A 17570-nucleotide genomic window follows, 5' to 3' on the forward strand; every position below is an offset into this window, starting at 1 on the left:
AGATGAAAAAAACCGCGATAGCACTGCTGGCACTGCTTGCCAGTACGACCAGTCTGGCGGCGACGCCGTGGCAAAAAATTGCCCAACCCGTGCCGGGCAGCGCGCAGTCAATTGGTGGCTTCTCGAACGGCTGCATTGTGGGGGCGGACACGCTTCCCGTGCAGTCCGAGCATTATCAGGTGATGCGCACCGATCAGCGTCGCTATTTCGGCCATCCCGACCTGGTGATGTTTATTCAGCGCCTGAGTACGCAGGTGAACAATCTTGGACTGGGAACGGTGCTGATTGGCGACATGGGAATGCCCGCCGGTGGTCGATTTAATGGTGGACATGCCAGCCATCAGACCGGCCTGGATGTGGATATTTTCCTGCAGTTGCCAAAAACGCGCTGGACTCAGGCGCAACTGCTGCGTCCCCAGGCGCTGGATTTGGTCGCCCGTGACGGTAAACATGTGGTGCCGACCCTGTGGAAACCGGAAATCGTCAGCCTGATTAAGCTGGCGGCGGAAGATAACGACGTCACCCGTATTTTTGTGAACCCTGCCATAAAACAGCAACTTTGCCTTGATGCCGGTACCGATCGCGACTGGTTACGTAAAGTGCGACCCTGGTTCCAGCATCGTGCGCATATGCATGTACGATTGCGTTGCCCTGCCGACAGCCTTGAGTGCGAAGACCAACCGTTGCCTCCTCCGGGCGATGGCTGCGGTGCCGAGCTGCAAAGTTGGTTTGAACCACCAAAACCTGGAACAACAAAGCCTGAGAAGAAGACACCACCTCCGTTGCCGCCTTCGTGCCAGGCGCTACTGGATGAGCATGTACTCTAATGGATAATTTTGCGGACCTGTTTATGGTCTCTCCGCTACTGTTGATGGTGTTGTTTTTTGTGGCAATGCTGGCTGGATTTATCGACTCACTGGCGGGCGGCGGCGGTCTGTTGACCATCCCCGCGCTGATGGCGGCAGGGATGTCTCCCGCGCAGGCGCTGGCGACCAACAAACTGCAGGCCTGCGGCGGCTCGATTTCTTCTTCGATTTATTTTATTCGCCGTAAAGTGGTGAACCTCGCTGACCAGAAACTCAATATCGCGATGACGTTTATTGGCTCGATGAGCGGCGCGCTGTTGGTGCAGCATGTGAAGTCTGACGTGTTACGTCAGGTCCTGCCGGTTCTGGTTATCTGCATTGGTCTCTACTTTTTACTGATGCCGAAAGTGGGTGAGGAAGACCGACAGCGTCGTCTGTACGGTCTGCCGTTTGCCCTGGTCGCCGGGGGTTGCGTAGGCTTTTACGATGGCTTTTTTGGCCCGGCGGCAGGTTCATTTTACGCGTTGTCATTTGTCATGCTGTGTGGCTATAACCTCGCTAAATCGACGGCCCACGCCAAGGTGCTGAATGCCACCTCCAATATTGGCGGTCTGCTGCTGTTTGTCATCGGCGGGAAAGTGGTTTGGGCCACCGGTTTTGTCATGCTGATCGGTCAATTTCTCGGGGCGCGAATGGGTTCCCGACTGGTACTGAGCAAAGGACAAAAGCTGATTCGCCCGATGATCGTCATTGTCTCGGCGGTGATGAGCATGAAACTTCTTTATGATAACCATGGACAGGAGATTCTCCACTGGCTGGGGATGAATTAATGAACAGTACGCACCGCTACGAACAGTTGATTGACATTTTTAACGGCTGCTTTGCCGATGATTTTAATACCCGTCTGATTAAAGGCGACGACGAACCGATCTATCTTCCTGCTGATGCAGAGATCCCGTATCACCGGATTGTCTTTGCGCACGGTTTTTACGCCAGCGCATTGCATGAGATTTCGCACTGGTGCATTGCCGGAAAGGCGCGCCGCGAGCTGGTGGATTTCGGTTACTGGTATTGTCCGGACGGTCGAGATGCGGCGACGCAGGGTCAGTTTGAAGATGTAGAAGTGAAACCGCAGGCGTTTGACTGGTTGTTCTGCGTGGCGGCGGGGTATCCGTTTAACGTCAGTTGCGACAACCTGGAAGGCGATTTTGAACCAGACCGCGTGGTGTTCCAGCGTCGGGTTCATGCACAGGTGATGGTGTATCTGGAGAACGGCATTCCCGAACGTCCGGCGCGATTCATTAAGGCATTACAGAATTATTATCACACGCCTGAACTTACGGCGGAACAGTTCCCGTGGCCAGAAGCGCTCAACTGAAGCCAGCGCCACGTTACAATGAGGAAAGAAGATGATCGCGGAGTTTGAATCACGCATTCTGGCATTAATCGATGACATGGTAGAGCATGCAAGCGATGATGAGCTGTTTGCCAGTGGGTATTTGCGTGGCCACCTGACGTTAGCCGTTGCAGAACTGGAAGGTACAGATGACCATTCTGCTCAGGCCGTCTATGCCAACGTCACCCGCAGCCTGGAAAACGCTATCGGTGCCGGTGAGTTGTCGCCGCGCGATCAGGCGTTAGTGAAAGAGATGTGGGACACGCTGTTCGAGAAAGCAGTGCAATAATCACGATAACGCCATCCGGCCTGGTTAACTTGCCGGATGGCGCGTCTGTTCATCCCATCGGTGTTTTAACCGCTTTCCCTTTCAACAATTTCCGCACCCATAAACGATTTGGATTTAATGCTGCCAGCGTGGCGGCATCCATCGGCATCGGTTCATTACTCATTTGTGAAGCCAGTATTTCTGCGCACAGGGGCGCGGAGCACAGCCCGCGGGAACCCAGCGCACCCAGCATAAATAAATCGTCATACACCGGCGCATTTGCCGCGCCCGCTTTGTTGTCGGCTAAATCGGCGTACTGCACCAGTGTGGCAGCGTAGTCCGGAACGCTTCCCACCATCGGCAAATGATCGCGGGTGGCGCAGCGCACGCCGCTGCGCGCCGCGTTGTCGCTGACATCGACCTCTTTGGCCCATTCCGCCGCCGGGAAGCAGTCAATCAAGCGCTGTCGATTTTGCTGCTGATCGTCTTCCCGATACTGCGTCTCTTCGCTGCCGCGATGGTAGCTGGCACCGATACAGTGCTGCTGATTAGCCGGGTTCTGCGGCGTGAGATAACCGTCATAGCACAGCACCTGACGAATCTTACAAAGCGCTGGCTTGGTCGGAATATGGCTGACCTGGCCGGCGACAGCGTAGACGGGCAACGGTTGTGTCTGCGTAAAATGGTTAATCTGATGACCGTTAGCCAGTACCACCACGGCATGTTCAGCGCAATTACCGTGCGTAAACTGCAAATTCCAGCCGGATGCAGACTGATTAAGTGCCGCCAGCGAATGCTGATAGTGACAGCGTAATCCCTGTTTTTCAGCAAGCAGAAGCACGGCGGCGGTTAATTGCGCCGGGCACAGCCAGCCGCCCAGAGGATACGTCACGCCGCCACAATCGGTATCGACGCCGGTAAGACGTCGCGCCTGTTCAGCAGCAACGGCGTTCGCCAGCGCTGACGGTAAATCCAGCGACAGCATCTGCGCGATTTTCTGCTGACTCTTGTCGTCCCAGCCCAGTTGCGTGACGCCACACCAGTCGTGATCGAACCTGACGGGCAGGGCGTCATAGAGACGACGGGCAAACGTAAACGCGGCGGGGAAAAAGAGGTTTATTGCCGCATCGTGTTTGCTGAGAAGAGGGTAGAGCGCCCCCTGACGGTTGCCGGACGCGCCCTGAGCGGGTTTATCATCCGCGCAATAGAGCGTGACCTGCCAACCGCGGCGCAACAGCGCCAGCGAAAGCAGCGCGCTGGCAATCCCGCCGCCAATGAGGGCAACCTCGCGTTTTTCACTGCCCTGACGGGAAAACCACGGCATTGATGCTGGCAGCGCGGGAGCGTGTTCCATCACGCCGCGCAGCATCTCGCGCTTGCGCCCAAAGCCTTTGCATTTCTGCATGGTAAAACCGGCTTCCTGTAAACCGCGACGGACAAATCCGGCAGACGTAAAGGTCGCCAGCGTACCACCCGGCCGAGCCAGTCTCGCCATCGCGTTAAACAGCGTTGGCGTCCACATGTCCGGGTTTTTGGCCGGGGCGAAGCCGTCAAGAAACCAGGCGTCGACTTTTTGATTCAGACTATCGTCAAGTTGATTGGTGAGTTCATTGATATCGCCAAACCAGAGATCGAGCGTGACGCGTCCTTCATCCAGCAGCAGACGGTGGCAACCCGCCAGCGGTAACGGCCACTGGGCCTGAAGCTGTCCGGCAAATTCAGCCAACTCCGGCCAGTGCTGATGTGCCGCCGTGAGATCGTCGCGGGTCAGCGGAAATTTTTCAAAACTGATGAAATGTAATCTTTGTAGCGTAGCCTCGGGCTGAGTGGCGCGAAATTCAGCAAACGCCTGCCAGAGCGTGAGAAAGTTCAGACCGGTGCCGAAACCGCTCTCCGCCACCACAAACAGCGGGTGAGAATGTTTTGCAAAACGTTCTGTGATTCGGTTGCCGCCGAGGAAGACATAGCGCGTCTCTTCCAGACCGTTGTCGTTGGAAAAGTAGACGTCGTCAAAATCTCGGGAAACAGGTGTACCCTCAGCGTTGAATTCGAGGTTGGCGGGTTGTATAGCGTATTGTTTCACGTAAGTTACTCGTCTGACAGGCAGTGTCACGATCTTAGCGATGTGTGCCAGGCGGCGCAAATTTCAGTACAAATTGGCTGATCGGACTTGTTCGGCGTACAAGTGTACGCTATTGTGCCAATCGAAACTTACTATAGTGCGATTACAGAGGTATTGAATGAAACGTGCAGTGATTACTGGCTTGGGCATCGTTTCCAGCATCGGTAATAACCAGCAGGAAGTCCTGGCATCTCTGCGTGAAGGACGTTCAGGGATCACTTTTTCTGACGAGTTTAAAGATGCAGGAATGCGTAGCCACGTATGGGGCAACGTCAAACTGGACACCACTGGTTTGATCGACCGTAAGGTGGTTCGTTTCATGAACGATGCCTCTATTTATGCCTATCTCTCCATGCGAGAAGCGATTGCAGATGCAGGCCTGAGTGAAGACGCGTATCAGAACAACCCGCGCGTTGGTCTGATTGCCGGTTCCGGCGGCTCTTCCAAAGCGCAGGTATTCGGTGCTGACGCAATGCGTAGTCCGCGTGGCCTGAAAGCGGTTGGCCCGTATGTGGTCACCAAAGCGATGGGCTCCGCAGTTTCTGCCTGCCTCGCAACACCGTTCAAAATTCACGGCGTAAACTACTCAATCAGCTCCGCCTGTGCGACCTCCGCACACTGCATCGGTAATGCGGTCGAGCAGATCCAACTGGGCAAACAGGACATCGTATTTGCGGGCGGCGGCGAAGAACTGGGCTGGGAAATGGCCTGTGAGTTCGACGCGATGGGCGCACTGTCCACCAAATATAATGACCAGCCTTCTAAAGCTTCTCGTACCTATGACGCGCACCGTGACGGTTTTGTTATCGCTGGCGGCGGCGGTATGGTGGTGGTTGAAGAACTGGAACACGCGCTGGCGCGTGGAGCCCATATCTACGCGGAAATCGTGGGCTACGGCGCGACGTCTGATGGCGCTGACATGGTGGCTCCGTCTGGTGAAGGCGCGGTGCGCTGCATGCAGATGGCGATGCACGGCGTTGATACTCCAATCGACTACCTGAACTCCCACGGTACCTCTACGCCAGTGGGTGACGTGAAAGAACTGGGTGCGATTCGCGAAGTGTTTGGCGATAACAGCCCGGCTATCTCCGCGACCAAAGCGATGACCGGTCACTCTCTGGGCGCTGCTGGCGTACAGGAAGCGATTTACTCTCTGCTGATGCTGGAACACGGCTTTGTCGCACCAAGCATCAACATCGAAGAGATGGACGAGCAGGCTGCCGGTCTGAACATTGTGACCGAAACTCTCGATCGTGAACTGACCACCGTTATGTCCAACAGCTTCGGTTTCGGCGGTACCAACGCCACGCTGGTGATGCGTAAACTGAAAGCGTAAGTGACTTTCTTAATAAGAAGGGGAGCCCGATTGCTCCCCTTTTTTGTTTCGTTGACAAAATGCATGCGTAGCAGGCAGACTTCAGGCCCATCATTATCTTCTGGATAATGCGTAAGCGTTTGACGTTATCCAACGCACCTTAATCCTGACGGTCAGGTGGAGGGGGCGTGGCAATTCCTCGCCTTACTCTGCATTCTGGAGTAACGCATGACAGCAGTAACCCATAAAGAAAAAACATCTGCAGCGAACACATCGCTTTTTCGCATCGCTTTTGCGGTCTTTTTGACCTACATGACGGTCGGCTTGCCGCTACCCGTTATTCCACTTTTTGTCCACCATGAGCTGGGCTATGGCAATACGATGGTTGGTATCGCCGTGGGAATTCAGTTTCTGGCTACCGTCTTAACACGCGGTTATTCCGGGCGACTTGCCGATCAGTACGGTGCCAAACGTTCTGCGCTTCAGGGGATGTTCGCCTGCGCGCTGGCGGGCGGCGCGTGGCTACTGGCGGCGCTGTTACCCGTTTCTGAACCGATCAAATTCGCATTATTGATAGTCGGACGTCTGATCCTCGGCTTTGGTGAAAGCCAGTTGCTCACCGGCACGCTGACCTGGGGACTGGGCCTGGTGGGGCCTGCACGTTCCGGCAAGGTGATGTCGTGGAACGGGATGGCGATTTACGTTGCGCTGGCTGCAGGCGCGCCGCTGGGGCTGCTCATCCACAGCCATTTTGGTTTTGCGGGTCTTGCGGGCACGACAATGGCGTTACCGCTGCTGGCATGGGCGTTTAACGGAACGGTGCGTAAAGTACCTGCTCATACGGGCGAGCGCCCCTCGCTGTGGAGCGTGGTGGGGCTTATCTGGAAACCGGGTCTGGGCCTCGCGTTGCAAGGTGTCGGATTTGCCGTTATCGGCACTTTTATCTCTCTCTATTTTGCCAGTCACGGTTGGGCGATGGCCGGCTTTACGCTGACCGCGTTTGGCGGGGCCTTTGTCATTATGCGCGTGCTGTTTGGCTGGATGCCGGACCGCTTTGGTGGGGTCAAGGTGGCTATCGCTTCCCTGCTGATAGAGACCGTTGGACTGATACTGCTCTGGCTGGCACCGACGGCGTGGTTTGCGCTGCTCGGGGCGGCATTAACCGGGGCCGGGTGTTCGCTAATCTTCCCGGCGCTCGGCGTTGAAGTGGTGAAACGCGTACCGTCGCAGGTTCGCGGTACCGCACTGGGGGGATACGCCGCATTTCAGGATATCTCTTACGCGGTCACCGGCCCGCTGGCGGGGTTGCTTGCCACGTCCTGTGGCTATCAATCTGTATTTCTTGCCGGAGCGATTTCGGCGGTACTGGGGATTGTGGTGACGCTGTTGTCGTTTCGCCGGGGCTAGATGACCAGCCAGAACACCAGTAACGCGATCAGCAGGGCGATAAACAACAGTCCGGGACGCGCGGTGAACGATCGCAGCGTCTCAATAAACGGTGCAAACGGACTGTAAATCGGCTGAATGTGGCGTGGATCGGTGAATTCCCGATCGCGCTCAACGCGCTTGAGGAAGATCTGATTCAGGAGGTCCTGTACCTGGGCGGTGGTGAGCACGGTTTGCGGTTGGAGCTGCCCGTTCTGCTGGGCGTAATCTTTCAAACTGGCCAGCTCGTCGGCTTCCAGCGGTTGCTTAAGCGCCGCCTGTAGCGATTGCAGAGTGGGAGCATGTTGCAGACTGAGGGTCTGACGCGCCTGTAGCCAGGTCGCCAGATGGGTGAAATGTTTTGCCGGGATCAGCTCACCGCTTTTCACGCCAGAGAGTTCCAGCATCGATTGCCAGATAAGCTTGCCGGATTCCCCCGTGGCGGCGGCCAGTTTAGTCACCAACTGATTTAACGTATTGTGTTCGGCTGGCATCAGCGGGCGATCGGTTGCCGGACGCTGTTGCGGCTGCGGGATCGACAACTGCCCCTGCTGTAAAAGCGTCAGTACGTTCTTAAGCTGTTCCGGTTTGAGTTGACTGAGCGCCGTTTGTCCGTACTGCTGGCGAATAAAATCGCTCACTGCCTGGCGGTTATTCCCCTGACTCAGCAATTCCGTCAACTGTGAAAGTACCTGACGGTTGGCATGATTCTGTTGGGCTACGCCAAGACGCTGGCTGAGATTTTGCTCCGCCGCAGGGAAATGACGTGACAGTAGCGGAGTGTCGCTTTTCACTCCAAGATCGTGCTTCATGCCGGCCCACACTTCCGCACTTTGCTGTTGCGTCAGTGAAATCAGGCGGGTTATCAGTCGTTCCAGTACGGTCCGCTGTTGCGTGGAGAGCGGTTGTTCGCCCGCCGTGGATACCGCAGGTTGCCCTTCGCCGGGAGGGTGCGCGGGAGTACCGGAAATAGGTTGCATCATCACTTATCCTTAAACCATCAATCTTAGCAAAGTATGCCTGGCGGCCAGATTATGGCACACTTGCCCGGTTAACTCTCGTTCTCAAACAGGTACGACAGACGTGAAAATTCTCGTTGATGAAAATATGCCTTATGCCCGCGAATTGTTTAGCCGTCTGGGCGAGGTCAAAGCGGTTCCTGGGCGCCCCATCCCTGTCGCTGAACTGGATGATGCCGACGCGTTAATGGTGCGTTCTGTCACCAAAGTGAACGCGTCATTGCTGGAGGGAAAGGCCATCAAGTTCGTTGGTACCGCAACTGCCGGCACCGATCATGTGGATGAGGACTGGCTTAAGCAGGCGGGAATCGGATTTTCAGCAGCGCCTGGCTGTAACGCCATTGCGGTGGTGGAGTATGTTTTCTCTTCGCTGCTGATGCTGGCGGAGCGTGACGGATTCGCATTGCGCGATCGTACCGTCGGGATTGTTGGCGTGGGTAACGTCGGGGGGCGCCTGCAGGCTCGGCTGGAAGCGCTGGGGATCCGTACGTTGTTATGCGATCCACCGCGCGCGGATCGTGGAGACGAGGGCGATTTTCGCTCGCTTGATGAGCTGGTACAGGAAGCCGATGTCCTGACCTTCCACACGCCGCTGTTTAAAGAAGGGCCATACAAAACGCACCATCTGGTCGATGAGGCGCTGATTGGTCGCCTGAAACCGGGCAGCATTCTGATTAATGCCTGTCGCGGCGCGGTGGTTGATAACGCCGCGCTGCTGGCGCGCCTTAACGCCGGGCAGGCGCTGAGCGTGGTCCTGGATGTCTGGGAAGGTGAACCGGATCTGAATGTCGAGCTGTTGAACAAGATCGATATTGGCACGGCGCACATTGCGGGCTACACGCTGGAAGGCAAGGCGCGCGGCACCACGCAGGTTTTTGAAGCCTGGAGCAAATTTATTGGTCGCGAGCAGCATGTCGCGCTGGATACCCTGCTGCCAGCGCCGGAATTTGGCCGCATTACGCTGCATGGACCGTTGGATCAGCCGACGCTGAAAAGACTGGTGCATTTGGTGTATGATGTGCGCCGCGACGATGCGCTACTGCGCAACGTTGCCGGAATACCGGGTGAATTTGATAAACTGCGCAAAAATTATCTCGAGCGCCGTGAATGGTCCTCACTGTACGTGATGTGCGACGACGCGGATGCGGCGGCGTTACTGTGTAAACTGGGTTTTAACGCGGTTCATCACCCGACACGTTAATGTCTTCTTAATGCTCCCTGACGAATAATCGGCAGGGAGGCTTATGCTTTTCTGGAGTAAACCACCATGTCTGAAGGCTGGAATATTGCCGTCCTCGGCGCGACGGGCGCCGTCGGCGAAGCGTTGCTTGAAACCCTGGCTGAACGTCAGTTCCCGGTTGGGGAAATTTTTGCGCTGGCACGTAATGAAAGTGCAGGCGAACATCTGCGCTTTGGTGGTAAGTCAGTGATGGTGCAGGATGCGGCTGAATTCGACTGGACGCAGGCACAGCTGGCCTTTTTCGTTGCCGGTGTCGACGCCACGGCAGCCTGGGTGGACGAGGCGACAAATGCGGGCTGTCTGGTCATTGATACCAGCGGTCTGTTCGCGCTTGAGCCGGACGTCCCGCTGGTGGTGCCAGACGTGAACCCGTTCGTGCTGGCAGACTACCGCAATCGTAACGTGATCGCTGTGCCGAACAGCCTGACCAGCCAGTTGCTGGCCGCGCTGAAGCCGCTTATCGATGAGGGGGGACTCTCTCGCATCACCGTAACCAGTCTGCTTTCTGCATCTGCGCACGGTAAGAAAGCCGTCGATGCCCTCGCCGGGCAGAGTGCGAAACTGCTGAACGGGATCCCCATTGATGACGATGATTTCTTTGGCCGCCAGCTGGCGTTCAATATGTTGCCGCTGTTGCCGGATCGCGAAGGCAGCGTGCGTGAAGAGCGGCGGATCGTCGATGAAGTGCGCAAAATCATGCAGGATGACGGGTTGATGATTTCGGCAAGCTGCGTACAGTCACCGGTGTTTTATGGCCACGCGCAGATGGTGGCATTTGAAGCGCTGCGTCCACTGGCTGCCGAAGAGGCTCGCGATGCCTTTGCCCGTGGCGAAGACATTGTGCTGTCGCAAGAGAGTGATTTCCCGACTCAGGTTGGCGATGCCACCGGCAGCGCGCACCTGTCCGTGGGCTGTGTGCGTAACGATTACGGTATGCCAGAGCAGGTTCAGTTCTGGTCCGTGGCGGATAACGTTCGCTTTGGCGGCGCGCTGATGGCGGTGAAAATTGCGGAAAAACTGGTGCAGGAGTACCTGTACTGATGTCTGACCAGCAACGCTCGCCGGTGTATAAAATTGCGCTGGGCATCGAGTATGACGGCAGCAAATATTATGGCTGGCAGCGTCAGAATGAAGTCCGCAGTGTGCAGGAAAAGCTGGAAAAGGCGCTCTCACAGGTTGCCAATGAGCCGATTAACGTCTTTTGCGCCGGACGCACCGATGCCGGTGTGCACGGCACCGGTCAGGTTGTGCATTTTGAAACCACCGCTTTGCGCAAAGATGCGGCATGGACATTGGGTGTAAATGCGAATTTACCTGGTGACATCGCGGTGCGATGGGTGAAAGCTGTACCGGAAGATTTTCACGCGCGTTTCAGCGCCACGGCTCGCCGATATCGTTACATCATCTACAATCATCGGTTACGTCCGGCGGTGTTAGGTAAAGGTGTGACGCATTATTATGAACCGCTGGACGCTGAGCGCATGCATCGTGCGGCGCAGTGTCTGATTGGCGAGAATGACTTTACGTCGTTTCGCGCCGTCCAGTGCCAGTCGCGCACGCCGTGGCGCAACGTGATGCACATTACGGTCTCGCGCCATGGCGCGTATGTGGTGGTCGATATCAAAGCGAATGCCTTTGTACATCATATGGTCAGGAACATTGTTGGCAGCCTGATGGAAGTAGGTGCCCACAACCAGCCGGAGAGCTGGATAGCAGAGTTGTTAGCGGCAAAGGACAGAACGCTCGCAGCGGCAACGGCGAAGGCCGAAGGACTGTATCTGGTTGCGGTGGACTACCCTGACCGGTTTGACCTTCCTAAACCGCCCATGGGCCCGCTCTTTCTGGCGGACTAATTCAAGTCGTATAAAGGCACAACTATGGACCTGATTTACTTCCTTATCGATTTTATCCTGCATATTGATGTGCACCTGGCGGAACTGGTCGCACAGTACGGCGTTTGGGTTTACGCGATTTTGTTCCTGATCCTGTTTTGTGAAACCGGACTGGTGGTGACGCCGTTCCTGCCAGGCGATTCCCTGCTGTTTGTGGCGGGGGCGCTGGCGTCGCTGGGCACTAACGATCTCAACGTGCACCTGATGGTGGTGTTGATGCTGATTGCCGCGATTGTTGGCGATGCGGTGAATTACACTATTGGTCGATTGTTCGGTGAGAAGTTATTCAGTAACCCGAACTCGAAGATTTTCCGCCGCAGCTATCTGGACAAGACGCATCAGTTTTACGAAAAACATGGCGGAAAAACCATCATTCTCGCCCGTTTTGTACCGATCGTCAGAACATTTGCGCCGTTTGTGGCGGGAATGGGACATATGTCGTATCGTCATTTTGCGGCTTATAACGTGATAGGCGCGCTGCTGTGGGTTCTGCTCTTCACCTACGCAGGTTACTTCTTTGGTACCATTCCGATGATTCAGAACAACCTTAAGTTGCTGATTGTCGGGATTATTGTGGTGTCTATCCTGCCGGGCGTGGTGGAAATTATTCGCCATAAACGCGCGGCGTCACGTGTAACAAAATAGAAACTAACTCGGCGGTTCGACCACTTTTTTGTCCAAAGTTTCGGGCTGTTATGTTTTAATGTGCAACATTCATGGTCTGTTGGGGGCAAAAATGGCATTATGCGCCCCCACGGCAAAACTGGAACACACCAGGTTCAGGCAGAAAGGTCATAAATGAGCTGGATTGAACGAATTAAAAGCAACATTACGCCCACCCGCAAGGCAAGTATTCCTGAAGGGGTGTGGACTAAGTGTGATAGCTGCGGTCAGGTTTTATACCGTGCTGAGCTGGAACGTAATCTCGAGGTCTGTCCGAAGTGTGACCATCACATGCGTATGTCGGCGCGTAACCGCCTGCATAGCCTGTTAGATGAAGGAACGCTGGTGGAGCTGGGTAGCGAACTTGAGCCGAAAGACGTACTGAAGTTCCGTGACTCCAAGAAATACAAAGACCGTCTGGCTTCCGCGCAAAAGGAAACCGGCGAGAAAGATGCGCTGGTGGTGATGAAAGGCACGCTTCACGGCATGCCGGTCGTCGCGGCGGCATTTGAGTTTGCTTTCATGGGCGGCTCGATGGGTTCTGTGGTCGGCGCACGTTTTGTGCGTGCTGTAGAACAGGCGCTGGAAGATAACTGTCCGCTGGTGTGCTTCTCCGCCTCCGGCGGCGCGCGTATGCAGGAAGCGCTGATGTCGCTGATGCAGATGGCGAAAACCTCTGCGGCGCTGGCAAAAATGCAGGAACGCGGTCTGCCGTACATCTCCGTGCTGACCGACCCAACGATGGGCGGTGTCTCTGCAAGCTTCGCGATGCTGGGCGATCTCAACATTGCTGAACCGAAAGCGCTGATCGGCTTCGCGGGTCCGCGCGTTATCGAACAAACCGTACGTGAGAAACTGCCGCCGGGATTCCAGCGCAGTGAGTTTCTGATCGAAAAAGGCGCTATCGATATGATCGTCCGCCGTCCGGAGATGCGCCTGAAACTGGCAAGCATTCTGGCGAAGCTGATGAATCTGCCGGCGCCAAATCCGGATACCCCGCGTGAAGGCGTGGTGGTGCCACCGGTGCCGGATCAGGAACCAGAGGCCTGATAACTGAAAAGGGCAGGGCCACAGGCGCTGCCCTTTTGCTTTTCTCAACGTAACGAATTTACGGGCATCATGAATAACAAACGTATTCCTAAAGCCGCGTCGCCCCTGGCCTCGTGGCTTTCTTATCTGGAAAACCTCCACGCGAAGACTATCGATCTGGGCCTTGAACGCGTAAGCCAGGTGGCTGCGCGGCTGGGCGTGCTGAAGCCTGCGCCGTTTGTCTTCACCGTGGCGGGCACCAATGGCAAGGGCACCACCTGCCGGACGCTGGAGTCCATATTGACGACAGCGGGATACAAAGTCGGGGTATACAGTTCGCCGCATCTGGTGCGCTACACCGAACGTGTGCGTGTGCAGGGCAATGAACTGCCAGAATCGGCCCACACAGAATCCTTTGCGGAGATTGAAGCGGCGCGTGGGGATATCTCGCTGACATATTTTGAATACGGCACGCTGTCTGCGTTGTGGCTGTTTAAGCAGGCGCGACTGGATGTGGTGATTCTGGAGGTCGGGTTGGGCGGACGACTGGACGCGACAAACATCGTTGATGCCGATATCGCCGTGGTTACCAGCATTGCGCTGGATCATACCGACTGGCTGGGGCCAGATCGTGAAAGTATTGGCCGCGAAAAGGCCGGCATTTTCCGTGCGGATAAACCAGCGATTGTCGGCGAACCCGAAATGCCCTATACCATCGCCGATGTGGCGCTGGAGAAAGGCGCACGCCTACAGCGCCGTGGCGAAGACTGGCAGTTTACGGTAACGGAGACGGGGTGGTCCTTCAGCGACTGCCACGGTACATTGACCGATTTACCGCTGCCACAGGTACCGCAACCCAATGCGGCGACCGCGCTGGCGGCACTGCGCGCCAGTGGCCTGAACGTCAGTGAACAGGCGATCCGCGACGGGATTGCTCAGGCGATTCTACCGGGACGTTTCCAGATTGTGAGCGAGTCGCCGCGCGTCATCCTCGATGTCGCGCATAATCCCCATGCGGCGGAATATCTGACCGGACGGCTGAAAATGTTGCCGAAAAAGGGGCGCGTTCTTGCCGTTATCGGTATGCTACATGATAAGGATATTGCGGGAACGTTGGCCTGGTTGAAAAGCGTGGTCGACGACTGGTATTGTGCTCCGCTGGAAGGCCCCCGGGGGGCGACGGCAGAGCAACTGCTGGAACATCTCGGTAAAGGCAGTGTCTATGACAGTGTCGCGCTGGCATGGCACGCCGCTCTGGCAGACGCGAGACCAGAAGATACCGTACTGGTGTGTGGTTCATTCCACACGGTTGCACATGTCATGGAAGTAATGGACGCGGGGAGAATCGGTGGCGAGTAAGTTTCAGAATCGTTTAGTCGGCACGATTGTGCTGGTCGCGCTGGGCGTGATTGTGCTGCCCGGGCTGCTCGACGGGCAGAAAAAACATTATCAGGATGAATTCGCGGCGATCCCGCTGGTGCCGAAACCCGGCGATCGCGACGAGCCGGATATGATGCCTGCGGCAACGCAGGCATTACCGACTCAACCACCGGAAGGGGCGGCAGAAGAGGTGCGGGCAGGCGATGCGGCGGCTCCGTCGCTGGATCCGTCACGCTATGCGTCAGCGAACAGTCCTGAGCTTGATACGACGCCAGCGCCCGTAGAACAACCCAAACCAAAACCGGTTGAAAAACCGAAGCCGCAACCGAAGCCACAGCCGACTGTGGACGCAACGCCCGCTCCGGTTCCCACTCCTGCGCCAAAACCGGCGGTGGAAGAGAAACCGGCACCGACGGGTAAAGCCTATGTTGTGCAGTTGGGTGCGCTGAAAAATGCCGATAAGGTCAATGAGATCGTGGGTAAACTTCGTGGCGCAGGTTTCCGGGTATATACTTCTCCGTCAACGCCAGTACAGGGTAAAATAACCCGTATTCTCGTGGGGCCGGATGCATCACGCGACAAGCTGAAAGGTTCGCTCGGCGAGTTACAGCAAATCTCCGGATTAAGCGGAGTGGTGATGGGGTACAGCCCGAACTAAGTTAGGGTTGCCTGATGGCGGCGCTCGGCGTCTTATCAGGCTTACCACCTTGTGTTTGTTGGCCGGATGAGGTGTTTACATCGCCATCCGGCAGTGCCCGAAGAGGCATAAAACGGTATGGCGTTGAATATTTTTTCAGCGCCATTTTTATTTACGCGCGGGAAGGAAATCCCTACGCAAACGTTTTCTTTTTCTGTTAGAATGCGCCCCGAACAGGACGACAGGGCGTAAAATCGTGGGACACATATGGTCTGGATTGATTACGCCATTATTGCGGTGATTGGTTTTTCCTGTCTGGTTAGCCTGATCCGTGGCTTTGTTCGTGAAGCGTTATCGTTGGTGACATGGGGTTGTGCTTTCTTTGTCGCCAGCCATTACTACACTTACCTGTCTGTCTGGTTTTCGGGCTTTGAAGACGAACTGGTTCGAAACGGGATTGCCATCGCGGTGCTGTTTATCGCGACACTTATCGTCGGCGCCATTGTGAACTACGTGGTAGGGCAACTGGTTGAGAAAACCGGTCTGTCAGGTACCGACCGGGTTCTGGGGGTCTGTTTCGGCGCGCTGCGTGGTGTGTTGATTGTTGCTGCCATTCTGTTCTTTCTCGACACCTTTACGGGCCTGTCGAAAGGTGAAGACTGGAGTAAGTCACAGCTGATCCCGGAGTTCAGTTTCATCATCAGATGGTTCTTTGACTATCTGCAAAGCTCGTCAAGTTTCTTGCCCAGAGCATAAGCGTTGGGTTGTAGCTTAACGAGGAAAAAGACGTATGTGCGGTATTGTCGGTATCGCCGGTGTTATGCCGGTTAACCAGTCGATTTATGACGCCTTAACAGTGCTCCAGCATCGTGGTCAGGATGCCGCTGGCATTATCACCATCGATGCAAATAACTGCTTCCGTTTGCGTAAGGCAAACGGCCTGGTGAGCGATGTATTCGAAGCGCGTCACATGCAGCGTATGCAGGGCAATATGGGCATCGGTCATGTGCGTTACCCAACGGCTGGTAGCTCCAGCGCCTCTGAAGCTCAACCTTTCTACGTCAACTCCCCGTATGGCATCACGCTTGCCCACAATGGCAACCTGACTAATGCCCACGAACTGCGTAAAAAGCTGTTTGAAGAGAAGCGCCGCCATATCAATACCACCTCAGATTCTGAGATCCTGCTCAATATCTTCGCCAGCGAACTGGATAAGTTCCGCCACTATCCGCTGGAAGCAGACAACATTTTTGCGGCAATTGCCGCGACCAACCGCCAGATCCGCGGCGCGTATGCCTGCGTGGCGATGATTATTGGTCACGGTATGGTCGCCTTCCGCGACCCGAACGGTATTCGTCCGCTGGTGTTGGGTAAACGTGATATCGGTGACGGCCGCACTGAGTATATGGTGGCGTCTGAGAGCGTTGCGCTGGATACGCTGGGCTTTGAGTTTCTGCGTGACGTTGCGTCGGGCGAAGCGGTCTATATCACTGAGAAAGGGCAATTGTTCACCCGTCAGTGTGCTGAAAACCCGGTCAGCAACCCGTGCCTGTTTGAGTATGTTTACTTCGCGCGTCCGGATTCCTTCATCGACAAGATTTCCGTCTACAGTGCCCGTGTGAATATGGGGACCAAACTTGGCGAAAAAATTGCCCGCGAATGGGAAGATCTGGATATCGACGTGGTCATTCCGATTCCGGAAACCTCCTGCGACATCGCGCTGGAAATTGCGCGTATTCTCGGTAAGCCGTACCGCCAGGGGTTTGTGAAAAACCGCTATGTCGGCCGTACCTTTATCATGCCGGGACAACAGCTGCGTCGTAAGTCCGTACGTCGCAAACTGAACGCTAACCGCGCTGAGTTCCGTGATAAAAATGTCCTGCTGGTGGATGACTCCATTGTGCGCGGCACCACCTCAGAACAGATTATTGAGATGGCGCGTGAAGCCGGGGCGAAAAAGGTCTATCTGGCCTCTGCCGCACCGGAGATTCGCTTCCCGAACGTGTACGGTATCGACATGCCTACCGCAAATGAACTGATTGCGCATGGTCGTGAAGTGGATGAGATTCGACAGATAATTGGCGCAGACGGTCTTATCTTCCAGGATCTTGACGATCTGATCGACGCCGTGCGTGCCGAGAACCCGGATATTCAGCAGTTTGAATGTTCCGTGTTTAACGGCGTCTACGTCACGAAGGATGTCGATCAGCAATATCTCGATTTCCTCGATTCCCTGCGTAATGACGATGCCAAAGCGGTCCAGTTGCAGAACGAAGTCGAAAACCTCGAGATGCACAACGAAGGGTAATCCTGACCTGCCAGGGGGCGAATCCCGCCCCCTGACTTGCAACTCCCCATAAAATCCTGCAAAGTCAGCC

General features: G+C 55.7%; 17 protein-coding genes. 15 read left to right on the forward strand and 2 right to left on the reverse strand.

The genetic code is table 11. From position 1 onward, the window contains the following. The first annotated feature begins 2 nt into the window (after positions 1 to 2). The 4 genes from mepA to GBC03_12690 are packed head-to-tail and all read left to right on the forward strand — an operon-like array spanning position 3 to position 2491. Entirely contained in the window at positions 3 to 827 is an 825-nt protein-coding gene (mepA, locus tag GBC03_12675) for a penicillin-insensitive murein endopeptidase (protein QFS70995.1), read from the forward strand. Beyond that, positions 827 to 1636, forward strand: a complete 810-nt coding sequence (locus GBC03_12680; GenBank protein ID QFS70996.1) for a TSUP family transporter — start codon at positions 827 to 829, stop codon at positions 1634 to 1636. The genes mepA and GBC03_12680 overlap by 1 nt, the downstream gene beginning before the upstream one ends. Next, positions 1636 to 2184: an elongation factor P hydroxylase gene (locus tag GBC03_12685; GenBank protein QFS70997.1), complete on the forward strand. Its 549-nt coding sequence runs from the start codon at positions 1636 to 1638 to the stop codon at positions 2182 to 2184. The genes GBC03_12680 and GBC03_12685 overlap by 1 nt, the downstream gene beginning before the upstream one ends. Before the next feature lie 31 nt (positions 2185 to 2215). Further along, the gene (locus GBC03_12690) at positions 2216 to 2491 is read left to right on the forward strand and encodes a YfcL family protein (protein QFS70998.1); all 276 of its coding nucleotides are present in this window, start codon (positions 2216 to 2218) and stop codon (positions 2489 to 2491) included. 49 nt (positions 2492 to 2540) lie between these two features. Here GBC03_12690 and mnmC read toward each other — a convergent pair whose 3' ends face one another. Further along, on the reverse strand, positions 2541 to 4553 hold the full coding sequence (mnmC, locus tag GBC03_12695; protein ID QFS70999.1) for a bifunctional tRNA (5-methylaminomethyl-2-thiouridine)(34)-methyltransferase MnmD/FAD-dependent 5-carboxymethylaminomethyl-2-thiouridine(34) oxidoreductase MnmC: 2013 nt from the start codon (positions 4551 to 4553) through the stop codon (positions 2541 to 2543). A gap of 157 nt (positions 4554 to 4710) precedes the next feature. On the opposite strand from mnmC, the gene fabB reads away from it, so the two are divergent. Beyond that, entirely contained in the window at positions 4711 to 5928 is a 1218-nt protein-coding gene (fabB, locus tag GBC03_12700; GenBank protein ID QFS71000.1) for a beta-ketoacyl-ACP synthase I, read from the forward strand. A gap of 207 nt (positions 5929 to 6135) precedes the next feature. Continuing rightward, positions 6136 to 7314 (forward strand): MFS transporter, encoded by a 1179-nt coding sequence (locus tag GBC03_12705; protein QFS71001.1) that lies wholly within the window; start codon positions 6136 to 6138, stop codon positions 7312 to 7314. On the opposite strand, the gene GBC03_12710 is transcribed toward GBC03_12705, so the two are convergent. Then, entirely contained in the window at positions 7311 to 8312 is a 1002-nt protein-coding gene (locus GBC03_12710; GenBank protein QFS73989.1) for a flagella biosynthesis regulator Flk, read from the reverse strand. The genes GBC03_12705 and GBC03_12710 overlap by 4 nt on opposite strands. 103 nt (positions 8313 to 8415) lie before the next feature. Here GBC03_12710 and pdxB point away from each other — a divergent pair, with 103 nt between their 5' ends. The 9 genes from pdxB (at position 8416) to purF (ending at position 17500) form a co-directional block, all read left to right on the forward strand. Continuing rightward, entirely contained in the window at positions 8416 to 9552 is a 1137-nt protein-coding gene (pdxB, locus tag GBC03_12715; protein QFS71002.1) for a 4-phosphoerythronate dehydrogenase PdxB, read from the forward strand. Between the two features lie 66 nt (positions 9553 to 9618). Continuing rightward, positions 9619 to 10632 (forward strand): aspartate-semialdehyde dehydrogenase, encoded by a 1014-nt coding sequence (locus tag GBC03_12720; GenBank protein ID QFS71003.1) that lies wholly within the window; start codon positions 9619 to 9621, stop codon positions 10630 to 10632. Next, on the forward strand, positions 10632 to 11444 hold the full coding sequence (gene truA, locus GBC03_12725) for a tRNA pseudouridine(38-40) synthase TruA (GenBank protein ID QFS71004.1): 813 nt from the start codon (positions 10632 to 10634) through the stop codon (positions 11442 to 11444). The genes GBC03_12720 and truA overlap by 1 nt, the downstream gene beginning before the upstream one ends. Before the next feature lie 24 nt (positions 11445 to 11468). Continuing rightward, positions 11469 to 12128, forward strand: a complete 660-nt coding sequence (locus GBC03_12730) for a DedA family protein (GenBank protein ID QFS71005.1) — start codon at positions 11469 to 11471, stop codon at positions 12126 to 12128. A 153-nt stretch (positions 12129 to 12281) separates the two neighbouring features. Then, positions 12282 to 13196 carry an acetyl-CoA carboxylase, carboxyltransferase subunit beta gene (gene accD, locus GBC03_12735; protein ID QFS71006.1) on the forward strand — a complete coding sequence of 305 codons (915 nt, stop codon included), beginning with the start codon at positions 12282 to 12284 and terminating at the stop codon, positions 13194 to 13196. A gap of 69 nt (positions 13197 to 13265) precedes the next feature. Beyond that, entirely contained in the window at positions 13266 to 14534 is a 1269-nt protein-coding gene (folC, locus tag GBC03_12740) for a bifunctional tetrahydrofolate synthase/dihydrofolate synthase (GenBank protein ID QFS71007.1), read from the forward strand. After that, on the forward strand, positions 14524 to 15213 hold the full coding sequence (dedD, locus tag GBC03_12745; GenBank protein QFS71008.1) for a cell division protein DedD: 690 nt from the start codon (positions 14524 to 14526) through the stop codon (positions 15211 to 15213). Before folC ends, dedD begins: the two co-directional genes overlap by 11 nt. A gap of 246 nt (positions 15214 to 15459) precedes the next feature. Then, positions 15460 to 15948 carry a colicin V production protein gene (gene cvpA, locus GBC03_12750; protein QFS71009.1) on the forward strand — a complete coding sequence of 163 codons (489 nt, stop codon included), beginning with the start codon at positions 15460 to 15462 and terminating at the stop codon, positions 15946 to 15948. A gap of 34 nt (positions 15949 to 15982) precedes the next feature. Further along, the gene (gene purF, locus GBC03_12755) at positions 15983 to 17500 is read left to right on the forward strand and encodes an amidophosphoribosyltransferase (GenBank protein ID QFS71010.1); all 1518 of its coding nucleotides are present in this window, start codon (positions 15983 to 15985) and stop codon (positions 17498 to 17500) included. The last annotated feature ends 70 nt before the right edge of the window (positions 17501 to 17570 follow it).

Origin of the sequence: Citrobacter telavivensis (assembly GCA_009363175.1) — a bacterium.
Taxonomy (GTDB): domain Bacteria; phylum Pseudomonadota; class Gammaproteobacteria; order Enterobacterales; family Enterobacteriaceae; genus Citrobacter_A; species Citrobacter_A telavivensis.